The organism is Niallia laureatilytica (assembly GCF_046613985.1).
Lineage (GTDB): Bacteria > Bacillota > Bacilli > Bacillales > Cytobacillaceae > Niallia.
Genome location: NZ_JBKKHP010000003.1, coordinates 101,422 through 124,291, shown reverse-complemented (window position 1 = coordinate 124,291; position 22,870 = coordinate 101,422). Strand labels below are relative to the sequence as shown.

At 39.4% G+C, this 22,870-nt stretch carries 20 protein-coding genes and 1 riboswitch; of the genes, 11 read left to right on the top strand and 9 right to left on the bottom strand.

Annotated elements, in window-relative coordinates; all coding sequences use genetic code 11:
* Positions 1-36: 36 nt before the first annotated feature.
* A complete protein-coding gene (locus tag ACLIJJ_RS10315) occupies positions 37-1,206 on the bottom strand; it encodes an ABC transporter substrate-binding protein (RefSeq protein ID WP_237942115.1) in 1,170 nt (389 codons plus the stop codon).
* Between the two features lie 697 nt (positions 1,207-1,903).
* Here ACLIJJ_RS10315 and ACLIJJ_RS10310 point away from each other — a divergent pair.
* Positions 1,904-2,665 (top strand): hypothetical protein, encoded by a 762-nt coding sequence (locus tag ACLIJJ_RS10310; protein WP_411410843.1) that lies wholly within the window; start codon positions 1,904-1,906, stop codon positions 2,663-2,665.
* Positions 2,666-2,698: 33 nt separating this feature from the next.
* Here the strand turns inward: ACLIJJ_RS10310 and ACLIJJ_RS10305 are convergent, their stop codons facing one another.
* On the bottom strand, positions 2,699-3,781 hold the full coding sequence (locus ACLIJJ_RS10305) for an NAD(P)/FAD-dependent oxidoreductase (RefSeq protein ID WP_411410842.1): 1,083 nt from the start codon (positions 3,779-3,781) through the stop codon (positions 2,699-2,701).
* A gap of 181 nt (positions 3,782-3,962) precedes the next feature.
* Here ACLIJJ_RS10305 and ACLIJJ_RS10300 point away from each other — a divergent pair, with 181 nt between their 5' ends.
* The 5 genes from ACLIJJ_RS10300 to ACLIJJ_RS10280 all read left to right on the top strand — a co-directional run bounded on the left by ACLIJJ_RS10300 (position 3,963) and on the right by ACLIJJ_RS10280 (position 9,196).
* Entirely contained in the window at positions 3,963-4,808 is an 846-nt protein-coding gene (locus ACLIJJ_RS10300; protein WP_233316160.1) for an ABC transporter ATP-binding protein, read from the top strand.
* Complete coding sequence (locus tag ACLIJJ_RS10295; RefSeq protein ID WP_233316054.1) at positions 4,759-5,682, top strand: iron-hydroxamate ABC transporter substrate-binding protein; 924 nt, start codon at positions 4,759-4,761, stop codon at positions 5,680-5,682. Before ACLIJJ_RS10300 ends, ACLIJJ_RS10295 begins: the two co-directional genes overlap by 50 nt.
* Positions 5,683-5,758: 76 nt before the next feature.
* Positions 5,759-6,757 (top strand): FecCD family ABC transporter permease, encoded by a 999-nt coding sequence (locus tag ACLIJJ_RS10290; protein ID WP_411229714.1) that lies wholly within the window; start codon positions 5,759-5,761, stop codon positions 6,755-6,757.
* Positions 6,754-7,764, top strand: coding sequence for a FecCD family ABC transporter permease (locus ACLIJJ_RS10285; protein ID WP_233316056.1), 1,011 nt, complete (start codon positions 6,754-6,756; stop codon positions 7,762-7,764). Before ACLIJJ_RS10290 ends, ACLIJJ_RS10285 begins: the two co-directional genes overlap by 4 nt.
* A 95-nt stretch (positions 7,765-7,859) precedes the next feature.
* Positions 7,860-7,963: riboswitch (SAM riboswitch) on the top strand.
* Positions 7,964-8,071: 108 nt separating this feature from the next.
* Positions 8,072-9,196: a 5-methyltetrahydropteroyltriglutamate--homocysteine S-methyltransferase gene (locus ACLIJJ_RS10280; protein WP_233316057.1), complete on the top strand. Its 1,125-nt coding sequence runs from the start codon at positions 8,072-8,074 to the stop codon at positions 9,194-9,196.
* A gap of 88 nt (positions 9,197-9,284) precedes the next feature.
* Here ACLIJJ_RS10280 and ACLIJJ_RS10275 read toward each other — a convergent pair whose 3' ends face one another.
* Positions 9,285-10,505, bottom strand: coding sequence for a sensor histidine kinase (locus tag ACLIJJ_RS10275; RefSeq protein ID WP_237942118.1), 1,221 nt, complete (start codon positions 10,503-10,505; stop codon positions 9,285-9,287).
* Between the two features lie 232 nt (positions 10,506-10,737).
* Between ACLIJJ_RS10275 and ACLIJJ_RS10270 the strand changes: the two genes are divergently transcribed.
* Positions 10,738-11,775, top strand: coding sequence for a PTS sugar transporter subunit IIC (locus ACLIJJ_RS10270; RefSeq protein WP_233316059.1), 1,038 nt, complete (start codon positions 10,738-10,740; stop codon positions 11,773-11,775).
* Positions 11,776-11,827: 52 nt separating this feature from the next.
* On the opposite strand, the gene ACLIJJ_RS10265 is transcribed toward ACLIJJ_RS10270, so the two are convergent.
* Complete coding sequence (locus tag ACLIJJ_RS10265; RefSeq protein ID WP_233316060.1) at positions 11,828-12,115, bottom strand: YxcD family protein; 288 nt, start codon at positions 12,113-12,115, stop codon at positions 11,828-11,830.
* Entirely contained in the window at positions 12,103-12,543 is a 441-nt protein-coding gene (locus tag ACLIJJ_RS10260; protein WP_233316162.1) for a hypothetical protein, read from the bottom strand. Before ACLIJJ_RS10260 ends, ACLIJJ_RS10265 begins: the two co-directional genes overlap by 13 nt.
* A gap of 516 nt (positions 12,544-13,059) precedes the next feature.
* Between ACLIJJ_RS10260 and ACLIJJ_RS10255 the strand changes: the two genes are divergently transcribed.
* Positions 13,060-14,496, top strand: a complete 1,437-nt coding sequence (locus ACLIJJ_RS10255) for an NAD(P)-binding domain-containing protein (protein WP_411410841.1) — start codon at positions 13,060-13,062, stop codon at positions 14,494-14,496.
* 42 nt (positions 14,497-14,538) lie between these two features.
* Here the strand turns inward: ACLIJJ_RS10255 and ACLIJJ_RS10250 are convergent, their stop codons facing one another.
* The 3 genes from ACLIJJ_RS10250 to ACLIJJ_RS10240 all read right to left on the bottom strand — a co-directional run bounded on the left by ACLIJJ_RS10250 (position 14,539) and on the right by ACLIJJ_RS10240 (position 18,637).
* Positions 14,539-17,016 (bottom strand): DEAD/DEAH box helicase, encoded by a 2,478-nt coding sequence (locus tag ACLIJJ_RS10250; RefSeq protein WP_237942121.1) that lies wholly within the window; start codon positions 17,014-17,016, stop codon positions 14,539-14,541.
* Positions 17,017-17,110: 94 nt separating this feature from the next.
* Positions 17,111-17,554 carry a VOC family protein gene (locus ACLIJJ_RS10245; protein WP_251647644.1) on the bottom strand — a complete coding sequence of 148 codons (444 nt, stop codon included), beginning with the start codon at positions 17,552-17,554 and terminating at the stop codon, positions 17,111-17,113.
* Between the two features lie 117 nt (positions 17,555-17,671).
* On the bottom strand, positions 17,672-18,637 hold the full coding sequence (locus ACLIJJ_RS10240; RefSeq protein WP_233316064.1) for an iron-hydroxamate ABC transporter substrate-binding protein: 966 nt from the start codon (positions 18,635-18,637) through the stop codon (positions 17,672-17,674).
* Between the two features lie 213 nt (positions 18,638-18,850).
* Here ACLIJJ_RS10240 and ACLIJJ_RS10235 point away from each other — a divergent pair, with 213 nt between their 5' ends.
* A complete protein-coding gene (locus tag ACLIJJ_RS10235) occupies positions 18,851-19,882 on the top strand; it encodes a FecCD family ABC transporter permease (RefSeq protein WP_233316065.1) in 1,032 nt (343 codons plus the stop codon).
* A complete protein-coding gene (locus ACLIJJ_RS10230) occupies positions 19,882-20,889 on the top strand; it encodes a FecCD family ABC transporter permease (RefSeq protein WP_233316066.1) in 1,008 nt (335 codons plus the stop codon). The genes ACLIJJ_RS10235 and ACLIJJ_RS10230 overlap by 1 nt, the downstream gene beginning before the upstream one ends.
* Positions 20,890-20,933: 44 nt before the next feature.
* On the opposite strand, the gene ACLIJJ_RS10225 is transcribed toward ACLIJJ_RS10230, so the two are convergent.
* Positions 20,934-21,596: a DUF975 family protein gene (locus ACLIJJ_RS10225; protein ID WP_411229720.1), complete on the bottom strand. Its 663-nt coding sequence runs from the start codon at positions 21,594-21,596 to the stop codon at positions 20,934-20,936.
* Between the two features lie 283 nt (positions 21,597-21,879).
* Here ACLIJJ_RS10225 and guaC point away from each other — a divergent pair, with 283 nt between their 5' ends.
* On the top strand, positions 21,880-22,863 hold the full coding sequence (gene guaC, locus ACLIJJ_RS10220; protein ID WP_233316068.1) for a GMP reductase: 984 nt from the start codon (positions 21,880-21,882) through the stop codon (positions 22,861-22,863).
* The last annotated feature ends 7 nt before the right edge of the window (positions 22,864-22,870 follow it).

Sequence of the window (22,870 nt, the reverse complement as noted above, 5' to 3'; positions counted from 1 at the left end):
AAATAGGGAGGATGCTCCCCCCCATTTTTTGAACTATTAAGGATTAACCTTTGAGTTAAAGACTTGTTTTCCATCCTTATATTCAAGCACTGTTGCAGATTTGATTGGGTTATGATTCTCATCAATGGAGACTACACCAGTGATTAAGGATAAATCTTTTGTTTCAGCTAATGCGTCTTTCACTTTCTCTGAATCTGTGCTTCCAGCCCTTTCAATTGCATCTTTCAACAAGTATACAGAGTCATAGCCAAGTGCATTGAACGCGTCAGGGCTCTTGCTGTATTTATCATTAAATGCTTTAACGAATTTTTGAATGTTTTCATCTGGATCTTCAGAAGAATAATGGTTTGTGATATACGTATTGTTCAAGTTTTCTGCACCAGCAAGTTCGATAAGCTTTGGTGAATCCCAGCCGTCTGCTCCCATAAATGGTACAGTGATACCCATTTCACGAGCTTGCTTGATGATAAGTCCAACTTCCTCGTAATAGCCTGGAATAAATACGAATTCTGGATTTTCTGACTTAATTCTTGTCAATGTAGAGCTAAAGTCAGTATCTTTTGCTACATAAGCTTCTTCAGACACAATCTTTCCACCATTTGCTTCAAATGTTTCTTTAAATGCTGCCGCTAAACCTTTCGCATAATCACTGGCACTGTCAGCAAAAATTGCTGCATTTTTAATATTCAGTTTTTCTGTTGCGAAGTTTGCCGCAACATTTCCTTGGAAAGGATCGATGAAGGATGTTCTAAAAGCATATTCGTTTACAGAGCCATCATCATTTACTGTAACGTTTGGTGCTGTTCCTGATGGAGTTAGCAATACCGTTTGTTTATCATTGGCAATCTGAACTTGTGCTACTGTATCACCGCTTGTTGCTGCACCGATGATTGCCGATACTTTATCTTGTTCAATTAATTTAAGGGCTCCGTTTGTTGCTTCTGTAAGATCTGATTTATTATCAACCTTTACAGGGACAATTTTTTTGCCGTCAATTCCGCCGTCTGCATTGATTTCTTCAATTGCTAAATCAATTCCACTTTCTAATGATTGTCCATATGATGCAACCTGACCTGATAATTCTAAATTGATTCCGAATTTTATTTCATCACTGCTTGCACCGCTGTCACCTTTTGGACTGCATCCAGCCAAGATTCCTGCCGCTAAAGCAGACGTTGCTAACAAATAACTAAGCTTCTTCTTCATGTTTGAATTCCCCTTTTGTTTAAGTATTCCGAAAATAATATCTCCAAAGCTATTTCTCTATCTCTTTGAAACATAATTGCTATTCTAGTACGCCGCTGTCTTTATTTTTAATATAATTATTAATTAGTTTAATAACTCTGAAAATTTAAGACAGTTTTGTTTAGAATTAGCGCTGCTTTCCTATTTATCGGCACTCTCTCGTTATTTATTAGAACCAAATTATTCATATCCACTAATAGTTTTTTGAAAAATGGAACTAATGTGATTATTATATTAACCTCAAATTATTGTAGAAAGCAATACCTTGATTTTGCCATTTTGATGTTATATCTTTTCACAAAACAAGTTATTTACAACCTAATTCCCTTCTACCAAAGTAGATATTTGCATATAGTTTTATTATTAAATTAAAATTTGTCACATAATCTAACACTTATATTTATTAGTATAATTACATTGATATTTAAAATAACTGCATATTTCCCTATTATTAAGCATTCAGTCTATTCTATTGCTTTTAACAGCTAAAAAAGACTATTCTTCGCAAACCTTAATTTGTCATTTAACATGACATATTTTATGAACAACGGTGTTCAAAATTTTCGTAAATTTTTAAAAAAAATTTTTCAAAAAAACTCATTTTTAATGAAAGATAGGGAAAAGAAGAAGTAAGAATGCGGTAGAAAGGAGAATACCAATGAAAATATTTCCCATTATGCTGACTGCCAGCTGCCTTTTACTCACAGGCTGCAGTACAAAGGAACAAGCAAATAGTACGGAGAATACGAAGGTTTCTGCTAGCAGCAATCAAGTGCAAGCAGAACAAACTGCTAACAACACAGATGCCGCCACGGAGCTTACTAATAGAGAAGTATTAACAGATATCAGAAACGAGTTGAAAATAAAAGATGCTTTGCTGCCAGAAAGCTTTCCTGTTGAGGATGGCAATTATCTTGGAGCACATATTGAGGAAAACACACAGGTTGGCTACAGCATCCGCTTTTACGAGTCTGTAGCCGAAGATTCAAATCAAGCTGGTGAGCCATTAGCAGAGTTCACAGCAACTACAGATGAGGATGCTCCTGCGTTCCCCGCTTTTGATGAAGAGAATATCCCTGAGGATATGTCTGTCGATTTAGGCTACGGCATCAACGGTATACTCGAAGGAGCAGCAGGAAGTACTTATCTTCAATGGAAGGAAGGCAGATGGGTTCTACAGATTAAAGCGGTGTCTGCTGATAATCGCGATTTACAGGTAGACGGCAAAAAGATGGTAAAATACTTAGAGGAACACGCTCTGCCTGCTCCTCATGATGAAGGCATGGTAGAGGTAAGCTATCCAAAAGGTGAAAATAATGCTGAGATTCGGATAATATGGGAGGATGACTCCACTTTATACACTCTTGCAACAACAGGGGATCCTGTTGATGCATTGAAGATGGCTGTTTCGGTTAAATAGCAAAAAAATCCGCTGCTAGTACAGCGGATTTTTTTATATCTTCACTTTCATTTGTGTGCAATCGTCACATTGCATCATATTTTTGACGATGTCTTTGTTTCGTTCTTTAAAGACTTCATTATGAGAAGAAACCATCGCACTAGTGTTGGCGTCTGGCTGAATGAACAGCTTTGCCTTATTTACCGCATTGGCTGCATCTTGAAAAGCACCTGCAATCAGGTGAACCTTTCCATCATGCTTCAGAATGTCTCCGGCAGCATACAATCCTTCAACAGATGTTTCACTGTTGGCATTGCCGGCAATATAAAAATCATCCAACATTTTGATTTCCAGATCACTGTTCTTTAATAATGAGGAATCCATTTCATAGCCATGGTTAATGACAACCTCGTCAACATCAAGCAAACCGACTTCGTCTGTCTGATTATTTGTGACTTCTACCGAATCAATCGTATCATGACCATCCTTTGCGATAAGCTTTGTAATCGATGTGTGGAAAAGACATTCTACCTTACTTTCCATAAGCTGTGTAGCTTTAGCTTCATGTCCTTTAAAGCTGTCTTTTCTGCAAGTTATATATACCTTTTTAGCGATTGGCTCTAATTCAAGGGCCCAATCTATTGCTGAATTGCCTCCGCCTGAAATAATGACTGTTTTATCTCTGAATTGCATGAGAGATTTAACTGTATAATTCAAGTTGGAAACCTCAAATCTTTCAGCACCTTCAATTTTTATTTTTTGTGGAGTAAGTATTCCGCTGCCGACAGCAACAATAACCGTTTTTGAATAATGCTGCTCACCATTAGCTGACTCTAATATAAAACATCCCTCAGCATTTTTGCTTATAGATGTAATTTTTGTATTTAATGCGACTTCCGGATTAAACGTAAGCCCTTGTTGTACTATCTGTTCTCTTAGCTTTTCTCCTGGAAGCGGTGTAACGCCGCCTACATCCCAGATCATCTTTTCAGGATAAAGATGAAGTTTGCCTCCAAGATGGGGCAAAAATTCAATAATTTTTGTCTTCATTTCTCTTAAACCACTATAAAAAGCAGAGTAAAGTCCTGCTGGTCCACCACCAATAATCGTCACATCGAATATTTCCGTATTTTCCATATTACTTCACTCCTATGGTTTGGAATTAAATTGATTCTCATTCTCATTTAGTATCATAACCCGTTTTTAAAATTTTTACAATGGATTATTGACAGAAATATGAAACGATAATAAGATTTACTTGTTCAAAATGATTATCATTCTCATTTATTTAATAATAGAAAATCATAGGAGGATAATGATGGGGCGACTATATACCGAGGATATAAGCATCAGCTATGGCGAACGGCTAATAGTTAAAAACCTTGATGTTGTTATACCAGATGGAAAAATCACGACAATTATTGGATCTAATGGCTGTGGAAAATCAACATTATTAAAAGCAATGACGCGGATTATCCCGCACCAGTCTGGTTCTGTCCTGTTGGATGGCAAGCACATAAGCAAAATACATACGAAACAGCTTGCAAAGGAAATGGCTATACTTCCTCAAACACCGGAAAGTGTTGCAGGATTAACAGTAGGGGAGCTAGTGTCATACGGGCGTTTCCCTCATCAGAAAGGATTCGGAAAACTATCACAGCATGATATCGAGGCCATTGATTGGGCGTTAGAGTCGACCAATACAAAGGAATTCAAGGACAGATCTGTAGATGCCTTGTCAGGCGGTCAAAGACAGCGTGCATGGATTGCAATGGCACTTGCCCAAGAAACAGATATTATCTTTCTTGATGAACCGACAACTTATTTAGATATGGCACATCAATTAGAAGTGCTCGAATTGCTCCAGAAGCTTAATGAAGAACAAGGCAGAACAATCGTGATGGTTCTTCATGACTTAAACCAAGCCGCGAGATTTGCTGACTATATTATAGCAATGAAAGACGGTGAGGTAGTTAAAGCTGGCAGCCCGCAGGAAATCCTTACAAAAGATATTTTACGAAAAGTTTTTCAAATTGATGCGGAAATAGGGGAAGACCCTCGCACGAAAAAGCCGATATGCTTAACATACCACCTCATAAAAGGAGACAAGAAACATGAAGAAGTCGTTATTGCCAATGATTCTAATCTTATTGCTAGTTATTAGTGCCTGTGGAAATAAGGCATCAGAAACGAACGGCAATACAGAAGATACAGACAAAAAATCTGGAACTATTACTTACCAGTCTGAAAATGGACCTGTTGAAGTACCTGCAGATCCACAGCGCGTTGTCGTATTATCCACCTTCACTGGTAACGTTATGGCACTTGGAGTAAACGTAGTCGGTGTTGATTCCTGGTCAAAGCAAAACCCAAGATTTGATTCAGAGTTGAAAGACGTAGAAGAAGTAACAGATGAAAATCTCGAGAAAATAATTGAATTAAAGCCAGATTTAATCATCGGATTATCAACTATTAAAAATGTAGACAAGTTAAATGAAATCGCTCCAACTGTCACATTTACGTATGGCAAGGCAGACTATTTAACACAGCATCTTGAAATTGGAAAGCTTCTTAATAAAGAAAAAGAAGCACAAGTTTGGGTTGATGACTTTAAACAGCGTGCAGATGCAGCTGGTAAAGAAATCAAAGCAAAAATAGGGGAAGATGCAACAGTAACTGTCATCGAAAACTTTAATAAGCAAATGTATGTATTCGGCAACAACTGGGGTCGCGGAACTGAAATACTCTATCAAGCAATGAAGCTGAACATGCCCGAAAAGGTGAAAGAAATGGCACTTGCAGACGGATACTATGCATTATCTTCAGAAGTGCTGCCTGAGTATGTAGGAGATTACTTGATTATCAGTGAATATGCAGATCAAGATAACTCTTATCAAGAAACAGAAGCATACAAAAATATACCAGCAGTAAAAAATAACCATGTATTTAAAGCAAATGCAAATGAATTCTACTTTAATGATCCTGTGACGCTTGATTATCAACTGGAATTCTTTAAAGAGCATTTTCTAGGCAACTAACTACTAGGATTGCATGCTGTGCACGTTTGTGCGCAGCATGTTTTTATACAAATCTAAACAGAAAAGATGATATAAAATGACTAATTCTATTTCGTTTGTATGGAAATTATTAATAGGTATCTCTCTTTTGATTGCTGCATTTATCATCTCCATGATCTTCGGAGCTGCCGATACATCATTAAAGGACTTATGGCTCGCCATCACTTCTGAACACCAAAATCAAAACAGCAATATACTGCGGGAAATCCGTCTTCCTAGAGAGGTTGCTGCAATTGCAGTGGGATCTGCTTTAGCCGTTTCTGGTGCTATCATGCAAGGCATAACAAAAAACCCGCTTGCTGATCCTGGTTTGCTAGGATTGACTGCAGGTGCAAATTTCGCCTTAGCTTTATCTTTAGCACTTATCCCGTCATTAAACTATTTTAGTATAATGTTAATCTGTTTTGTTGGTGCCGCTATTGGCATGGTTTTAGTAGTTGGAATCGGGATGATGCGAAAAGGAGGAAACTCTCCGCTTAAGCTTGTGTTGGCAGGATCAGCTGTAACAGCATTCCTTACTGCCATCGCTGAAGGAATCAGCCTGTTTTTTCACATCAATAAAAATGTGTCGATGTGGACTTCTGGTGGTCTGATTGGCACATCATGGGGACAGCTTAAGATTATTCTTCCTGCCATCCTTATTGGCATCGCTGTTGCCTTCTTTTTATCCAGGCAGCTTACTATCTTAAGCTTAAGTGAAGATGTAGCAGTCGGGCTTGGGCAAAAGACAGCCTTGGTTAAGGGACTGCTTTTTATTGTTATTATTATTCTGGCAGGAGCCGCTGTCGCACTTGTTGGAAATATGGCGTTTATTGGGCTGATGGTTCCACATATGGTCCGCTGGGCTGCAGGAACAGATTATCGCTTTCTTCTCCCAATTACAGCCATTGCAGGTGGAATATTTATGCTGATGGCTGACACTGTTGCAAGGACAATGAATGCTCCATATGAAACACCTGTAGCAGCAATAATCAGTATTTTAGGTTTGCCTTTCTTTTTATTCATCGTTAAAAAAGGAGGAAGTAAATTCGCATGATATCCTCTGCACTGCTGAAAAAACAAAAACTAGTTATCACCGTGCTTGCAGCACTCATATTTTTGACTATTGGAATCTCCTTGAGTATCGGGTACGCCTCCTTCGGTCTGTCACGGCTTCTGCCGACACTGTTTGGAAATGGCACATTCTCAGAGGAATTTATTCTATATTCTGTTCGCTTGCCAAGAATTATTGTTACCTTGCTTGCAGGGGTTGCCCTCTCTCTTTCTGGAGCAATTCTGCAGGGCATCACAAGAAATGATTTAGCAGATCCAGGCATTATTGGCATTAACGCAGGCGCCGGTGTTGCTGTTGCAATCTTTTTCCTGTTTTTCCCGATTGACGCTGGATCATTTGTTTATATGATTCCAGTTTGTGCATTTGCCGGTGCTGTTGCGTCCGCCCTGCTTATCTATTTCTTTTCATACGATAAAGGCCTCGGTTTCCAGCCAACTCGCCTTGTACTAGTTGGGGTAGGCTTTTCTATGGCTTTATCAGGAATCATGGTTGTGCTGATTTCTTCTGCTGAAAGAGAAAAAGTAGAGTTCATTTCAAAATGGCTGGCAGGCAATGTTTGGGGAACAGACTGGCCGTATATTTTGGCTATGCTTCCTTGGCTGATTGTATTTATTCCTTTTACTTTATACAAAGCGAATAAGCTCGATGTTCTGACCTTCAGCGAGCCTGTTGCTGTCGGTATTGGCGCATCGGTTCAGAAGGAGAGAATAGTTCTGGCAATAGCTGCGGTCGCTCTGGCTGCTGCTGCTGTTTCCGCAACAGGAAGCATCTCCTTTATAGGATTAATGGGACCTCATATTGCGAAAGCATTAGTCGGCCCAAGGCATAAAATGTATTTACCTGTTGCACTGCTGATCGGGGGGCTTTTCCTTCTGGCTGCGGACACAATTGGCAAAAACATACTTGATCCTGACGGAGTCCCAGCTGGAATCATGGCTGCCATTATTGGCGCGCCTTACTTCATGTATTTGCTGTTCAAGAAAAAATAAGTATATCAATATAATAAAATATTTTCCTTGACTATTTAGATTTTTCCAATTAATCTAGTATACAGATATTTCAAAAACAAAAATAAAAATTTCATTTCTTATCGAGAGAGGTGGAGGGACTGGCCCTTTGATGCCTCAGCAACAGATTCTGCTTAGAATACTGTGCTAATTCCAGAAGCGCAACGCTTGAAGATAAGAAGAGCCAATGTGAATGTTCGCCTCTTCTTATTTACAAGAAGAGGCTTTTTGTGTGTTTTAGGCTTATCTTCTTTCATTCCAAATAAAATAACGAAAGCAGGAGTTAATCATGACAAAAATAGTAAACCAAGGTCCATTCAGAGCAGATCACGTTGGCAGCTTATTGCGGCCTGAAAGCTTGCATAAAGCTAGAAAAGAATTTAAAGAAGGCATTATTACAAAAGATGAGCTTCGAGCTGTGGAAACAGCAGAGATTAAGAGAATTGTTGATAAACAAATCGAGATTGGCTTAAAAGCCGTGACAGACGGAGAATTTAGACGCACATGGTGGCATCTTGACTTCCTTGAGCATTTGGATGGAATCGAAGGCTATGTGCCAGAAAGCGGTTATAAATTTGATGGCGTGGAAACAGAAAAATATAATATCCGCAATAACGGCAAGATTGCTTTCAATCCAAATCACCCATTCATTGAAGATTTTAAAGTGTTTAAAGACATCGTCGGAGATCGCGCTGTTGCGAAACAAACCATCCCTAGTCCGAACCAGCTTTTTTACAGCACTATTAGAAATGAAGCTATTTATCCAAACTTAGAAGACTTCACAAAAGACGTAATCCAAACTTACCGTGACGCTATTAAAGCTTTCTATGATGCTGGTGTGCGTTATTTACAATTAGACGATGTTTATATTGCAAGACTTTCTTCGCCAGAGCATACCTTTAATGACGGAGAGTACAGCAGGGAGCATTGGATTGAGTTAGCATTGTATGTCATTAACAGCATATTGGAAGATAAACCAGAGGATCTTGTTGTTACAACCCACTTGTGTAGAGGAAACTACCAATCAACTTGGGCTTTCGAAGGAAGCTATTCTTTAATTGCACCGACTTTGCTTGCAAAAGAGAAGGTTGATGGCTTCTTCCTTGAATATGATGATGAACGCTCAGGTGACTTCAAACCGCTTGAACATATTCCTCATGAAGGAGCAAAGGTTGTTTTAGGAGTTGTGACATCTAAGTTTGGCGAATTAGAAAAGAAAGAAACATTAAAAGCCCGCATTCTTGATGCGGCAAATCACCTGCCTTTAGAGCAGCTATGCTTAAGTCCACAGTGCGGCTTTGCGTCGACACACCACGGCAATAAACTGACAGAAGAGCAGCAGTGGGAAAAGCTGCGGTTAGTAGTCGAAGTTGCCGAGGAATTATGGGAAGCTAAAGAACCAGTAACTAAATAATAAAACGGGCACTTTATTTGTCTTCCTGCTTGTTTATATCAATATTCCCATAAAAAAGGAAAGGGCAATTTGCTGCCCTTTCCTATTCTTACGGATTTTTTACAAGCGGGAACTGAATTTTAACTATCGTTCCTTCCCCTTTTTTGCTTTCAATGTTGATTTTTCCGTTATACTTTTCGACAATATTGAAGCATATCATCATTCCCAAACCGGTTCCTTTGCTTTTCAAGGAATAAAACGGTGTCCCTAATGATTGGACTTCCTCCTCTGACATACCGCAGCCATGGTCTGTCACTTTTATTTCCACCATATCCTTTTGCAGCTCTGTTTCAATAAAGATTGGCTCACCATACGGCGATGCCTCCATTGCGTTCTTCAACAGATTGATCATCAACTGTTTAAATTCAATGGTGTTCACTAAAATATAACAATCCTTCTGTACATCACGGAGAAATATATTATTATCCCTGAGAATTCCATATGATTTTACTAGATCAGTAACACTTTGAAGCAAGTAGTCTACTTCAACCTTCTCCAGCTTAATATCATTATCGGGTTTTGCCAGCATCAGAAATTGAGAAAGAACATGCTCTGCTGTGTTCAGCTCATCAATCATCAGGCTATAGTTCCGTTTGGAGCCTTCATCCATTTTCTCCTCTTGCTGATAGAGCTGCAGGAAACCTTTTACTACTGTTAATGGGTTCCTGATTTCATGGGCTACAGCTGCTGCTAACTGACCTGTAGTTTTCAGCCGTTCTGATTGCTGAAGCTGTTTGTAATACAATTGCTGTTTTTTTATTCGTTCATATGTTAAAAGAAAAATACAATATAATAGCGCTTGGCTTCCTAGGAAGTTAATAACATTGCCTGGAACATTTATTCCTAGCAGCCCAAATGTCTCTGCCTTGTCCATAAACAGAATGTAACCATATCCAAGCAAGTAAAGGCATATATTCATTACCATTGAAAATATGAAAAGCTGTTTATCAAAAAATAAAATGGAGATTGCCGGGATGAAACATACAAAAATAAAGGAAGACCATGTATCTGGATATACATAAAATATCGTATAAAAATAGGCCGTTCCAACGATGATGATTAAAAAATTAAGCCACCAGCCAGAAATCTTCGGATACAGCAGCAACAGCACAGATAATATGACCACTTCTACTGCATTTAAGTAATTCCCAAAGCGCAGTCCCGCTGTCTCCATGAATAAACTTGCTACCATTCCTGTCACCATGAACAGGATGATAACAGCTATAACCCCGTAATAAACCTTTACATTAAAATCCTTATATGAATTCATGTTTTATGCACCTTTTATTTAATTTCCATACATCTTTAGTCTACCAAACTGGCAAGCGCTTGAATACGTTTTTCCAGTTATTTGTTATGGTTTTTATCTGCTTCCAACTACCTTTTTTAATACTTCATTACTTTTATACACACATGCGTTAAAGTATTAAAAATTTTTATTGACGCCCACCCATATATTGCATATAATTACCACAAAATACAAGGGAATGGAGATTATGGGGATGAAAGAGTTTTTCAACAAATTATTAACTGGAATCAGTATTGGCATTGTCGTCTCATTAATACCAAATGCACTTTTAGGGGAAATTTTAAAGCTTCTGATACCTTATATACCATCCCTTCAACATGTTTATGACATCACCGTATTTGTGATGAGCCTGCTGCCTGTGCTTATTGGTGTAATGGTCGGAATATCCTTTAAGCTCACCTCCATCCAAACAGCGAGTGTCGGCATTGCCGCGATGGTCGGGAGCGGTGTTATTCAAAAAACGGCTGATGGGCTATTTACCTTAAACGGAATTGGGGTCGTCATCAACACAGGATTAACTGCCGCTTTAACCGTATTATTTGTCCAATTAGTAGGAGACCGCCTGAAGGCATATTCTATTCTACTCTTGCCTACCTTGAGTATATTAGTGCCAGGCATGGCTGGATATCTTATCTTGCCTTACATAAAAAACACAACAGGAATTATTGGTGTAGGGGTTCAGCATGTTACTACCCTTCAACCAGTACTGATGGGAGCCATCATCTCTGTCATTTTCTGCATTATCATTTTGTCTCCCGTTTCAACCGTCGGCCTTGCGACTGTTATTTCATTATCCGGGATCGGGTCAGGTGCAGCGAACCTTGGAATTGTTGCAGCAGGCATCGGCTTGGCAATTGCAAGCTATAAAGCTAACGCACTCGGAACAGCGTTGGCACATGTGCTCGGCTCACCAAAGATTCAGATGAGGAACTTCTTTATGAAGCCTAAGATATTGTTTCCAATGCTGATAACCGCTGCTGTGCTAGGTGCATTAGCAGGATTCTTAAATATACAGGGCACTCCTTACAGTGCAGGCTTTGGGCTTTCAGGACTTGTAGGTCCGCTAAATTATATGCATTTGGCTGACGGAGGGTGGACATATAAGAATATTACCATTATGATTTCCGTATTCTTTATCGTTCCAGTCATACTCAACCTTGCCTTAATTTATATCTTTGCCAGAAAACTTAAAGTTATCAAAGCAGATGATTATAAGCTTCATTTCGACTAATAAAAAAAGCCGTTAAGGAATTTCCTTAACGGCTTTTTACTATTTTTTTTGCTTATCGCGTTACAGCAATGATTCCTTGCTCGTCATCCAGCACTAATTTAATTCCGATATAAGGATCAATATTTAAATACTCATCCATCCATAGGCGCAATGCTTCAATGATATTTTGAGCAATCAGCACTTGCTTTCGGTCATGAACATAGGATTCAGCAGAAAAGCCGTAATCATCATCGTACATAAGCTCCACTTCTACTTCATCCGGACGGACTTGCTTCTTTCTTGAAATATAAACGCAAATTGCATTTATAATATCCTGCTCTGGAATGATTAGTTTCTCCAATTATTAGCTTCCTCTCTTTTTTTCTTTTTGAAATAAACAAAGATTTTTCTGATGACGCTAATTAGAATTACGATAGCCAAAACATTAATGATTAGACCTAAAATAGACCCAAGTACACCCATATTGGCAAAAAGGCCGCCAAACAGCAATCCTGCAAGTCCACCAATCATTAAGCCTCTCATCAAGCCGCCTGAAAAGAATCCTCTGTTGTTTGATTTAGAAGTTGTTGTTGTTGAATTATTGTTCTGCTTCTTTTGAAAGAAGGAGTTCGTATTTGTGTTTGTATTGCTGTTATTATTGTTAAAGCTTCGTTTTCCAGATTTATAAGATTTCGCTTCAACCGTTGTTGTCTGTTCATGGAACACTGCATTTCCGACAGGTGAAAAGATAAGTCCAAGTGTTAATACTGCTGTTAAGAGTTTCTTCATCATTATTTGTTTCCTCCACTTTTCTATTTGTTTTTGTTATGACTCGCAATATATACAGTGATTATCTACCGCTTATATTACTATTCCCCCTTTTTTTAAAAACAAAAAACCTTTACCGGATTGGTAAAGGTTTGAAAATAGTCATATTTATCCCTTTACCGTTAATGGCAAAGGTCTCGCAAACAACATTCAAGTTGCCAGTTTGGCCGGTGGCATGTAAATTGCCACGTATTGACGACGTAACTGTTAGCTACTCCCCTTTGGAGTATTCAAATGTTCATGAGCTATTAGCTCTATGATGATTCTATTTTACTAAAAAGATGGGCTACAGTCAACACTTTCGGTAGTAAAGCGAAATAACTAAAAAAAGAGTGAAAATTTAGATATTTTATCCATACAATAAACATACAAAAATGATACCATTATTTCATAACGCAACTATGTAATAAAACCTAACATGAAATTATATTATTTACTATATTTATACATGAAAAAGTAAGGAAGGGATGAGGATACATGAGCTTAGAGGCACTAAATGAACGAGTAAAAACGGATTTATCTTATATAAATTTTGGCGGACCAGATTGGATGAAGCCCCGTTCTCATAAGAATGGTCATGTTTATGACACAGTCATCATCGGCGGTGGACAATCAGGATTAGGAATTGCATTTGGTCTGCTGCGGGAACGGATCAGTAATATTCTCGTCCTAGACGAAAACCCTGAAGGCTATGAAGGTCCTTGGGATACGTACGCAAGAATGATTACATTGCGCACACCGAAAAATTTAACATCCATTGACCTTGGCATCCCTTCCTTAACCTTCCGGGCATGGTGGGAGGCTCAGGCAGGAGTGGAGGGCTGGGAACAGCTTGATAAAATCCCCCGGGGAGATTGGATGGATTATTTACGCTGGTATCGCAGAATCTTAAATCTACCTGTTATTAATGACACAAAGCTCCAACTCATTGAACCGCTTGGTGAGGGATTGCATTGCCTCCATGTTTGCAAACAAGGGAATGTTCAGGAAAAGCTGCTGGCGCGAAAAGTCATCCTTGCAACTGGAATTCAAGGCGGCGGTGAGTGGCATGTACCTTCCTTCTTATCAGAATCTTTGCCAAAAAGTCTTTATGCCCATACTTCTGAGTCCATTGATTTTACTGAACTAAAAGGGAAAAAGCTGGCTGTATTAGGAGGAGGAGCATCTGCTTTTGATAATGCCAATTACGCGCTCCAGAAAGGTGCCAGCGAGGTACATGTATTTGTCCGCAGAAAAGAGCTGCCTCGCATTAATCCAATCCGGCAAATGGAAGTTTCAGGGATGATTGAGCGTTACCCTGCCTTTTCCGACGCAGAGAAATATGCAGGAATGGCACATTTCTTTAAGCTCAACCAGCCGCCTACAAATGACATCTTCGAGCGGGCTAGCAATTGGCCAGGATTTCATCTTCATTTAGGGTCCCCGTGGCTTGAAGTTAAAGAGGAGCAAGGTGCAGCTGTTGTAACTACACCTCAAAGTAAGGCGAAGTTTGATTTCCTTATTATCAGCACTGGCCTGATAACTGATCCAGCGCTTCGCCCTGAGCTTAAATTAGTGGAAAAGCATATTACACGCTGGAAAGATTATTACCAAGCACCTAAAGATATTGCTAACCCGACTATTGATGCCCATCCATATTTAAGTAATGGTTTCTCCTTCATAAGTAAGGATAAAGCTGGAGAAGCGCTCCTTTACGGTTTGTTTGCCTTTAATTATTCGGCGCTTATCAGCTGTGGTTTGTCTGCTTCTGCCCTGTCCGGCATGCGCTACGGAATCCCAAGAATCGTTTCGGCTGTAGCAGATGAGCTGTTTCTTGATGATCGAAAGCAAAAGCTACATGATTTTCTCTCCTATGATGTAGAGGAGTTTGCAGGGGTTTGGCCTAAAAAAGAATCAGAGCAGCATCTACATTAAATTAAAAAGGAAGCCAAAGGCAAATTTGCCTTTGGCTGTTTTTTATCTGATGAAAAAGCACTCATTGCATATTTTATGTTTAAACCGGTGCGGCAGTTCTTTCCCGCAAGTTTCACATACATTTCTGCGTATTTTAACGCCAGATTTTAATTGTTCATGAATCAAATCACTTATTTCTTCACGAACTCTTTCCCAATAATAGGCTTCTGTCGCTTTGCCTATCTTATATAAAAAGAGAAGATGCAGGCCAACAGATTTGTATGAAAGTTCAAGTTCTTCTAAGCTTGATTTATTTATAATAGGATCAGGCAAATCGTTGTTTTCCACTATGGAAATCATTTTGCTTTTCCACTGTGCCCGCAAAACAGGCTCATTCGCAGAGAATGGAAGACGCAAAAACCCGAATAGATCATCTAAGGACAGCCTCGCCTCAACCAATGTGTCCTTAATCATATCATATAAGAGCATTTCATCAGCTAATGTTGCTTTTCTTGTACCTTCTGGATTTTTGAAGTTCTCCCATAGATAAAAAAACAAGCTTAAGCTGTTGGAATATTTTTGGAACCTCTTCAAAACAGCAGAAGTCGGCGCAATTGTGAAGCCAGTGATATCCTCATCCTTTTTCTCAAGCAGCACCTTCATCATTCTCGGCTCACTTGCGAATGCTACTCTGCCCACCTCATACAAACCTCTGCGTCCTGCTCTCCCTGCAATTTGTTTTACCTCTTGGGATGTGAGTATCCTTCGTTTAGTTCCATCGAATTTATCATTTTCCAGGAAAACAATCCGTTTGATCGGTAAGTTCAACCCCATTCCAATCGCATCCGTACAAACAATAACAGATGTTTCTCCATCAATAAATCGGTGCATCTGTTTTTTTCTCGTTTCTGGCGGCATACTGCCGTATATCATGCTCGTCTGCCGTCCCATCTTTTGAATTTGTGAAGCAGTCTCTAAAACGCCTCTTCTTGAAAAGCAGACAAGTGCATCACCTTTTCTCGTGTCGCTCAGCTTAAATGGCGAGGACTCTACCTTCAATGGGGTATCTCTTTCATATTCCTTCACTTCCACATCTGAATCTCCAAGCAAATCCAAAATCATCGTTTTTGCATGAAAGCTGCAAATAATATGTACTTCCTTTGCATTTGCTTTCGTGATTGCCTTATACCATGAGAAACCTCTGTCTTTGTCAGCAATCATCTGGGCTTCATCAATGACAACTACTTCATAAAAGTCCTTTTCACGAAACATCTCGACGGTACAGGAAAGATGCTTTCCTTCCTTCGCAAGTTTTTCTTCCTCTCCAGTTATTAACGAACAAGGGACGCCATCGTCATTCAGCCTTTCATATATTTCCAATGCTAATAAGCGTAATGGCGCAAGATACAGACCGCTTGCTGCTTCCTTCATTTTTTGGATAGCACGAAAGGTTTTTCCCGTATTTGTCTCACCCACATGGAGTTTATACTGAATATCCCGGCCAGTCGGAGGACTATATTCCATTCCAAAAATATCTTCAAGCATCTTTTTTTCTTTTTCTTTGCGCTTTCTTTTTTCTTCGCGCTCTTCCCGTTCGCGCCGCTCTCTCCACTCCTTATCTTTTATATAAATATCCCTATGGATTTCTAAATCAAAAGGAATATCAATCAGCTTCGTTAAATCTGCCAGCCTTTCTTCAAGAAGATCGGCGAAGAAGTCTGAAGCAATATCTTCAAATAATTCACTGGCTATTTCCCGTAAATAGGAAAGCGGAACTGGTTTCTCCGAGTACTTAAGATACTCGTCAAGCAGATGTTTAGGAAGATGCTGTTTCAGCCAATTTGGTCCAAAATCACCTAAATAAGCAATGATCATGTCCTCATAAGCCGCTGTTCTGTCCTCTACAAAATAAAACTGGTTATATGGCATGTCTAGTTCATTGTATAAATAATCTTCAAACATAATATCATCTGAAGACAGAATAATGCCATTCCCTTCTATTTCCACTTCTAAGTGACAGCCAATCAAGTAGCGAACATATAAATACAATTCCTCATAATGCTCTCCAAGCTCCTGTTCTATATAATAGGCAAATTTCCTGTTCAGCTTGCGGTTTTTTTCCTGTATTTCTTGCGTTGTTTTCCATTCAAGATATTTTTCCCGTACACTCGTATAAAGGGCTTCCCATTCAAGTTCCTTTCCTGCGTACAGCGTATCCAGCCATTCTTCAAACTTATAGGTTTTCGGTTCTCTTATTTCCTGTCTGAATAATTGCTTGATTACTTTCTTCGTTAAGCCCTCCGTCTCTATTCCCTTTTCCTCTAAATACTCTTTCTTTTCTCTGCCGGATGCCTCACTTCCAGTCATGTTAATCCACGTGTTAAGCCATATTTGGTGGATAAACTCTCCTCTTTCCCGCAAATATTGCTCATAGGAAGGCATTTTCTCTTTATCCTGCAGATATCTCTCTATATCCTCAATAATCAGCTTCTTTGTTTTCTCTACTGATTTGTCGTAATATCCTTCTAGTAGTTCACTCATTTAAACAACCTCTTCACATAAGTCTTTCCATTAGTCTCTTTCATTTAGGAAAATCAATTCAAAAAAGACCATTTTAATGGTCTTTCCCTTCCTCTTAGTTAATGACAAGCATATCCGATTCATCAAACTCCCAGTCTGACCCATATGCAACTTCCCAATAATAACCGTCCAAGTCCTTGAAATACCCGCTGTAGCCTCCCCAAGTTGTTGCTTGTGGCATTTTTGCTATTTCGGCACCAAGCTCAGCAAGCTTTGTGAAAATAGCATCCACTTCTTCAACAGATTTTGCATTATAAGCAAGCGTAAATCCGGGAAATCCTCCAGTCTCTACTATTGATGGCGGATTTTCTTCATTAATATCTTTAGCAAGCAGCTCAAGAGGATACAGCTCTAATTTAGAGCCTTGGTTTTTAAAAAACACAATGACTGGTTCTTCATCTGAACCGACGACAGATGCTTGAAACCCTATTGATTTATAGAATGCCAGTGAGTCTGCAATTTTTCTTACACCAAGTGCGATTAAATTGATTCTGTTCATATGTTTCCTCCTGTCATTTTTTCCTTGCTATATTATTTCGCTATGTCAGCAACATATCCCTTTGTTTACATCTCTTAAAAAAAGCACACTCCTGAAAAAGGAATGTGCCAATTTGGGTTATTTCGTTAAGCTTTCCACAACATCGTCAATGATTTGTGTGTTAGCAATAGAGCCCGAGTATAACCAGCTAGTATCAGGACTAAACTCGTAAACATTTCCGTTCTTCACTGCTGGGATATTAGACCATAGCGGATCTTTCAACGTTTCAGCAGCTTCGCCGTCACTGTTAATTAGGAATAAGTGATCAGCATCAAGCTCAGCAAGCTTTTCAAGTGAAACCGAAGACCAGTTGCCAGTTGCTGTTTTAGAAATTTCTTTAACTACTTCCGGTACTGCTAAACCTAAGTCACCGTACAATACTGCACCGCTTGATACATTTTCACCAACCATAAACAGCTGTCCGCCCACAAGCCAGATTGCTGCTGCTGATTCGCCTTTGGCAGCCTCTTGAATGCTTGCTTTTGCTTCTTCTGCTTTTTTATCATAATCAGCTAAAACCTTTTTAGCTTCGTCTTCTTTACCTAGCACTTCTCCAACTGTTTCCAGTCTTTTTCTCCAATCATTGTTGTTTTCTTCAGAAACAACATATGTTGGCGCAATGTTTGTATATTGCTCGTATTTAGCACCTTCTACAGTAGCAGCTGATGTCATCAGCAGCAAATCTGGATTGAAGCTAGCAACAGCTTCGTAAGGAAGCTCTGAGTCAACTGTCGGCACATCCTTCAAGGAGTCTTGCAGATAATCCTGTACGCCTGCTCCATCTTGGATAGACCATTGTGCTGCAGGTGTTACACCTAGTGCAACAAGCTCATCTTCTAAATAAGAGCCAATTACTGCTTTTGGTTCAGCCGGAACAGTCACTTCATGTCCCATAGCATCTGTTAATGTGCGGTCTTTTGCTTCTTCCGCAGTATCTGTTCCTGTATCTTTATCTGAATCGCTTTCATTACCGCATGCAGCTAATATAGTAAATACTAATAATAAACTAGCAAATAAAAGCGATTTAACCATTTTATTGGACATCTATGTACCCTCCTGAGTGTTTATACAATCATTATAAGTGATAACAATTATCATTTTCAATAGACTATGTATTTTTTTATCATTTTCTAGTAAAATTTATTAAAGAAAACGACAAATTTTTTAACAGTCAATTGAAGATTATTATTATTTTGCACTAATTACATATTTTTATAAAAAGGAATTATGAAATCTGGTCGGAAAGTTGGTCCTTTTATGCAAAAAAATAAAACGGGTGTACAAAAAGATATTTACAGACCAAAAACAGCAACAGCTGTCATCTTTTTCGGTCTCGCCCTCTTGCTGGCATCGATGGGCTTATCCATCATATATGGTGCAGCTGATATCAGTATATCAACAGTGTGGCAAAGTATTTTCCATTATGACCCTCAGTCTACTCAGCATCAAATTATTCATCGTCTCCGCTGGCCGAGGGCGGTTGCGGCTGCTTTAATCGGAGCAGCTTTGGCAGTTTCCGGAGCTATTATGCAAGGGATGACAAGAAATGCCCTTGCCTCCCCTTCCGTTATGGGAGTTACAGCTGGAGCAGGCTTTATGATTGCAATTAGTTTTGCCTTTCTGCCATCCGCTTCAAATCTAGTGCTTATGCTGCTTGCATTTTTAGGTGCAGGCTTAGGCACATTGTTAGTTTTTTCAATAGGCGCTTTATCCAAAAGAGGACTTACTCCAATTAAACTGGCGCTTGCTGGCTCAGCAGTAACAGCGCTTCTCAGTTCCATCTCAACAGGTATTGCCCTGTTCTTTGATATTGCCAAGGATATAAGCTTCTGGTATGCAGGCGGAGTTGCCGGTGTTCAGTGGATAAGCATTAAGCTGCTTCTTCCTGCTGTCATTGTCGGTCTGGTTATTGCCCTGTTTATCAGCAGGTCAATTACTGTTTTAAGCCTAGGCGAAGATGTTGCCGCAGGTCTCGGGCAGCGGACAGGTTTAGTCAAGTTTCTTGGCACTATCGCCGTATTAGTTTTAACTGGTGCTGCAGTTGCAGTCGGCGGAACAATCGGTTTTGTCGGTCTCGTGATACCGCATATTGTCCGCTTTATAGTTGGTCCTGATTACCGGTTAATCATTCCATGCTCGGCAGTAGTCGGCGCCCTTCTTTTAGTTATATCCGATGTTGGTGCGCGTGTCATAAACCCGCCGTTTGAAACGCCGTTAGGAGCCATCACCGTATTAATTGGGGTTCCATTCTTTCTTTATTTAGCTCGCCGAGAAGGGAGGGGGTTATAATGTCTCAGACAAAATGGACCACAAAGCGCTTTACTGTTACAGTTATAAGCTTAATTGCTGCGATTATTGTTGTTTTCCTTCTGAGCTTAAACTTGGGCATTATAAAAATATCGCCATCTGAGGTGCTGCAAGCCTTTTTAGGACAAGGCTCACCGCAAAGTGCGAACATTTTGTTCAACTTTAGACTGCCGCGAATGGTTATAGCCATTTTGATAGGTATAGGCATGGCTATTGCTGGATCTATCCTGCAAAGCGTCTCACGCAATGCCCTTGCAGACCCAGGTATCATTGGCATCAATGCCGGTGCTGGTTTTGCGGTTATTCTCTATATTTTCTTCTTCCAAGGATCTTTTGGCACTGCATCTGTTTTCATTATGCCTTTTTCTGCTTTGCTTGGGGCATTGCTTGCTGCTGGTCTTATCTATATGATTGCTTGGAAGGATGGCGTTTCGCCGGTAAGACTTGTGCTTGTTGGAATTGGTATTAATTCTGCATTTGGCGCGTTAATTATTATCTTCCAATTAATGATGGACCCTCGGGACTTTACACAAGCAACTATTTGGATTACAGGAAGCATCTGGAGCGCAAGCTGGGATTATGTCTTTGCAGTGCTCCCTTGGATTTGCCTGTTTGTACCTTTAGCTCTGTATAAGTCCCATAAGCTGAATTTATTACAGCTTGGTGAAAACACTGCTGCAGGGCTTGGAGTAGCAATTGAACGTGAAAGAGGCATCCTTCTCTTTATTTCAGTAGCTCTTGCAGGAGCTTGCGTATCTGTCGGCGGAGGAATCTCTTTTCTAGGTTTGATTGCCCCTCACTTGGCAAGACGAATAATCGGTCCTAGACATCAGACACTCCTCCCTGTTGCCGCATTAATAGGTGCCTTATTGCTTTTGACTGCTGACACAATTGGCAAAAACTTAATGGCACCGACTGAAATACCAGTAGGTCTTGTTGTCTCCTGCCTTGGCGCACCGTATTTTATTTACCTTCTTATAAAAGATTAAATCAAAAAAGGAAAAGGCATTCACCGCCTTTTCCTTTTCTATATTTATTCTAATTCTGCCTTTTTATCTGAAATATGATTGTCGTAAAATACTGCAAGCGTTGTGCTGATATATGGTGCAAGCCACAGAAAACCAATGCCAAGTGTTAGGATAGACAGCAATCCCCAGCCAATAAAACTTAAATATAGAAGGAAATACTTCCACTTAAAGCCGACCATTCGTTTACGGCTTTCTGTTATTGCTTCAAATACGGAATACTCAGGATGATCCTTTAGTAAATAGTATGTTTGGGAATAAGACAATGATTTGATAATACCAGGTATGAATAATAGCAAAAACCAAAGAAATAAGAATATGCTTTGCATAATGGATGTACCAATTATTTTCAAGCCTAACCCAAGGTCTTTATATGGAAGGAATATATCTGCTACTTTAGGCAGTTTTCCTCGCACTAAGTCCAAAAAGTACCAAAGTACGGCAATTGATAACGGAACGAGCAGCACCGAGATGAGAGTGCTCACAATAGTTGCTCCTAATGGCGTTGCATCCTGCAGCACCCAAGCCTCAAACCCGCCGCTTAATGGCACCTCAAAAACTAAAGGAACAAAAGCGCTAATAATAAAAACAATAAAAGTTACCAGTACTGCCGGTCCCCAATTCCCTCTTAGAGCATGTAAAGCTTCTTTTTTAATAGTTCCTATTTTCATGTATTTATCTCCTCCTAAAAGACAAAGTGCAGCAATATTTTACATTATTGTATATAAATTTCCCGGGAAATTTACACCCTTCGTCAATTTATGACAAAGGCAAACTACAATCATTTAGGTGTACCCCCATACATTGTATTCAAAAGAAACCAAGCTAGAACAAATTATCAGCTACATAATTATCAAAAAACTTTGACATACTGTTAAAAATGAGTTAAAGTACCATAGGGACGAACAATTTTAATTAAACATACTAAAATATTCGTATTTAGGAGTGTAAACTATGGATAACGTATTTGATTACGAAGATATACAGTTAATTCCCGCAAAATGTATCGTGGATAGCCGTTCAGAATGTGATACATCTGTAACATTGGGTGGACATACTTTTAGATTGCCAGTTGTTCCTGCAAATATGCAGACAATAATAGATGAAAAGGTTGCTGAATATTTAGCGGAAAATGGATATTTCTATATTATGCACCGCTTCCAGCCTGAAACTAGAAAGGCATTTATCCAGGATATGCAACAAAAAGGATATATTGCATCAATTAGTGTAGGAGTTAAAGAAGAGGAATATGGGTTTGTTGAAGAACTTGCTTCCAAGAACCTAGTTCCTGAATTTATAACAATAGATATTGCTCATGGTCATTCTAATGCTGTAATCAGAATGATTAAGCATATTAAACAGCATTTGCCTGCAAGCTTTGTTATTGCTGGTAATGTTGGTACACCAGAAGCTGTCAGAGAGCTGGAGAATGCAGGAGCTGATGCAACTAAGGTTGGTATCGGACCTGGTAAAGTATGTATTACAAAAATTAAAACAGGCTTTGGAACTGGCGGCTGGCAACTAGCAGCACTTCGCTGGTGTGCAAAGGCTGCGAGCAAACCAATTATCGCTGACGGCGGTATCCGCACACATGGGGATATTGCGAAATCCGTTCGATTTGGTGCTTCCATGGTCATGATTGGTTCCCTTTTTGCTGGTCATGAGGAATCTCCTGGAGAAACGTTTGAAAAAGACGGAAAGCTTTTCAAAGAGTATTTTGGATCTGCTTCTGAATTCCAAAAAGGCGAAAAGAAAAACGTTGAAGGCAAAAAAATGTATGTAGAGCATAAAGGTTCCCTGCAGGATACATTAATTGAAATGGAGCAAGACTTGCAGTCTTCTATTTCTTATGCTGGCGGAAAGAAACTGGATGCCATCCGCAATGTTGATTATGTTATTGTAAAAAACTCCATCTTTAACGGAGACAAAGTTTATTAATAAAGAG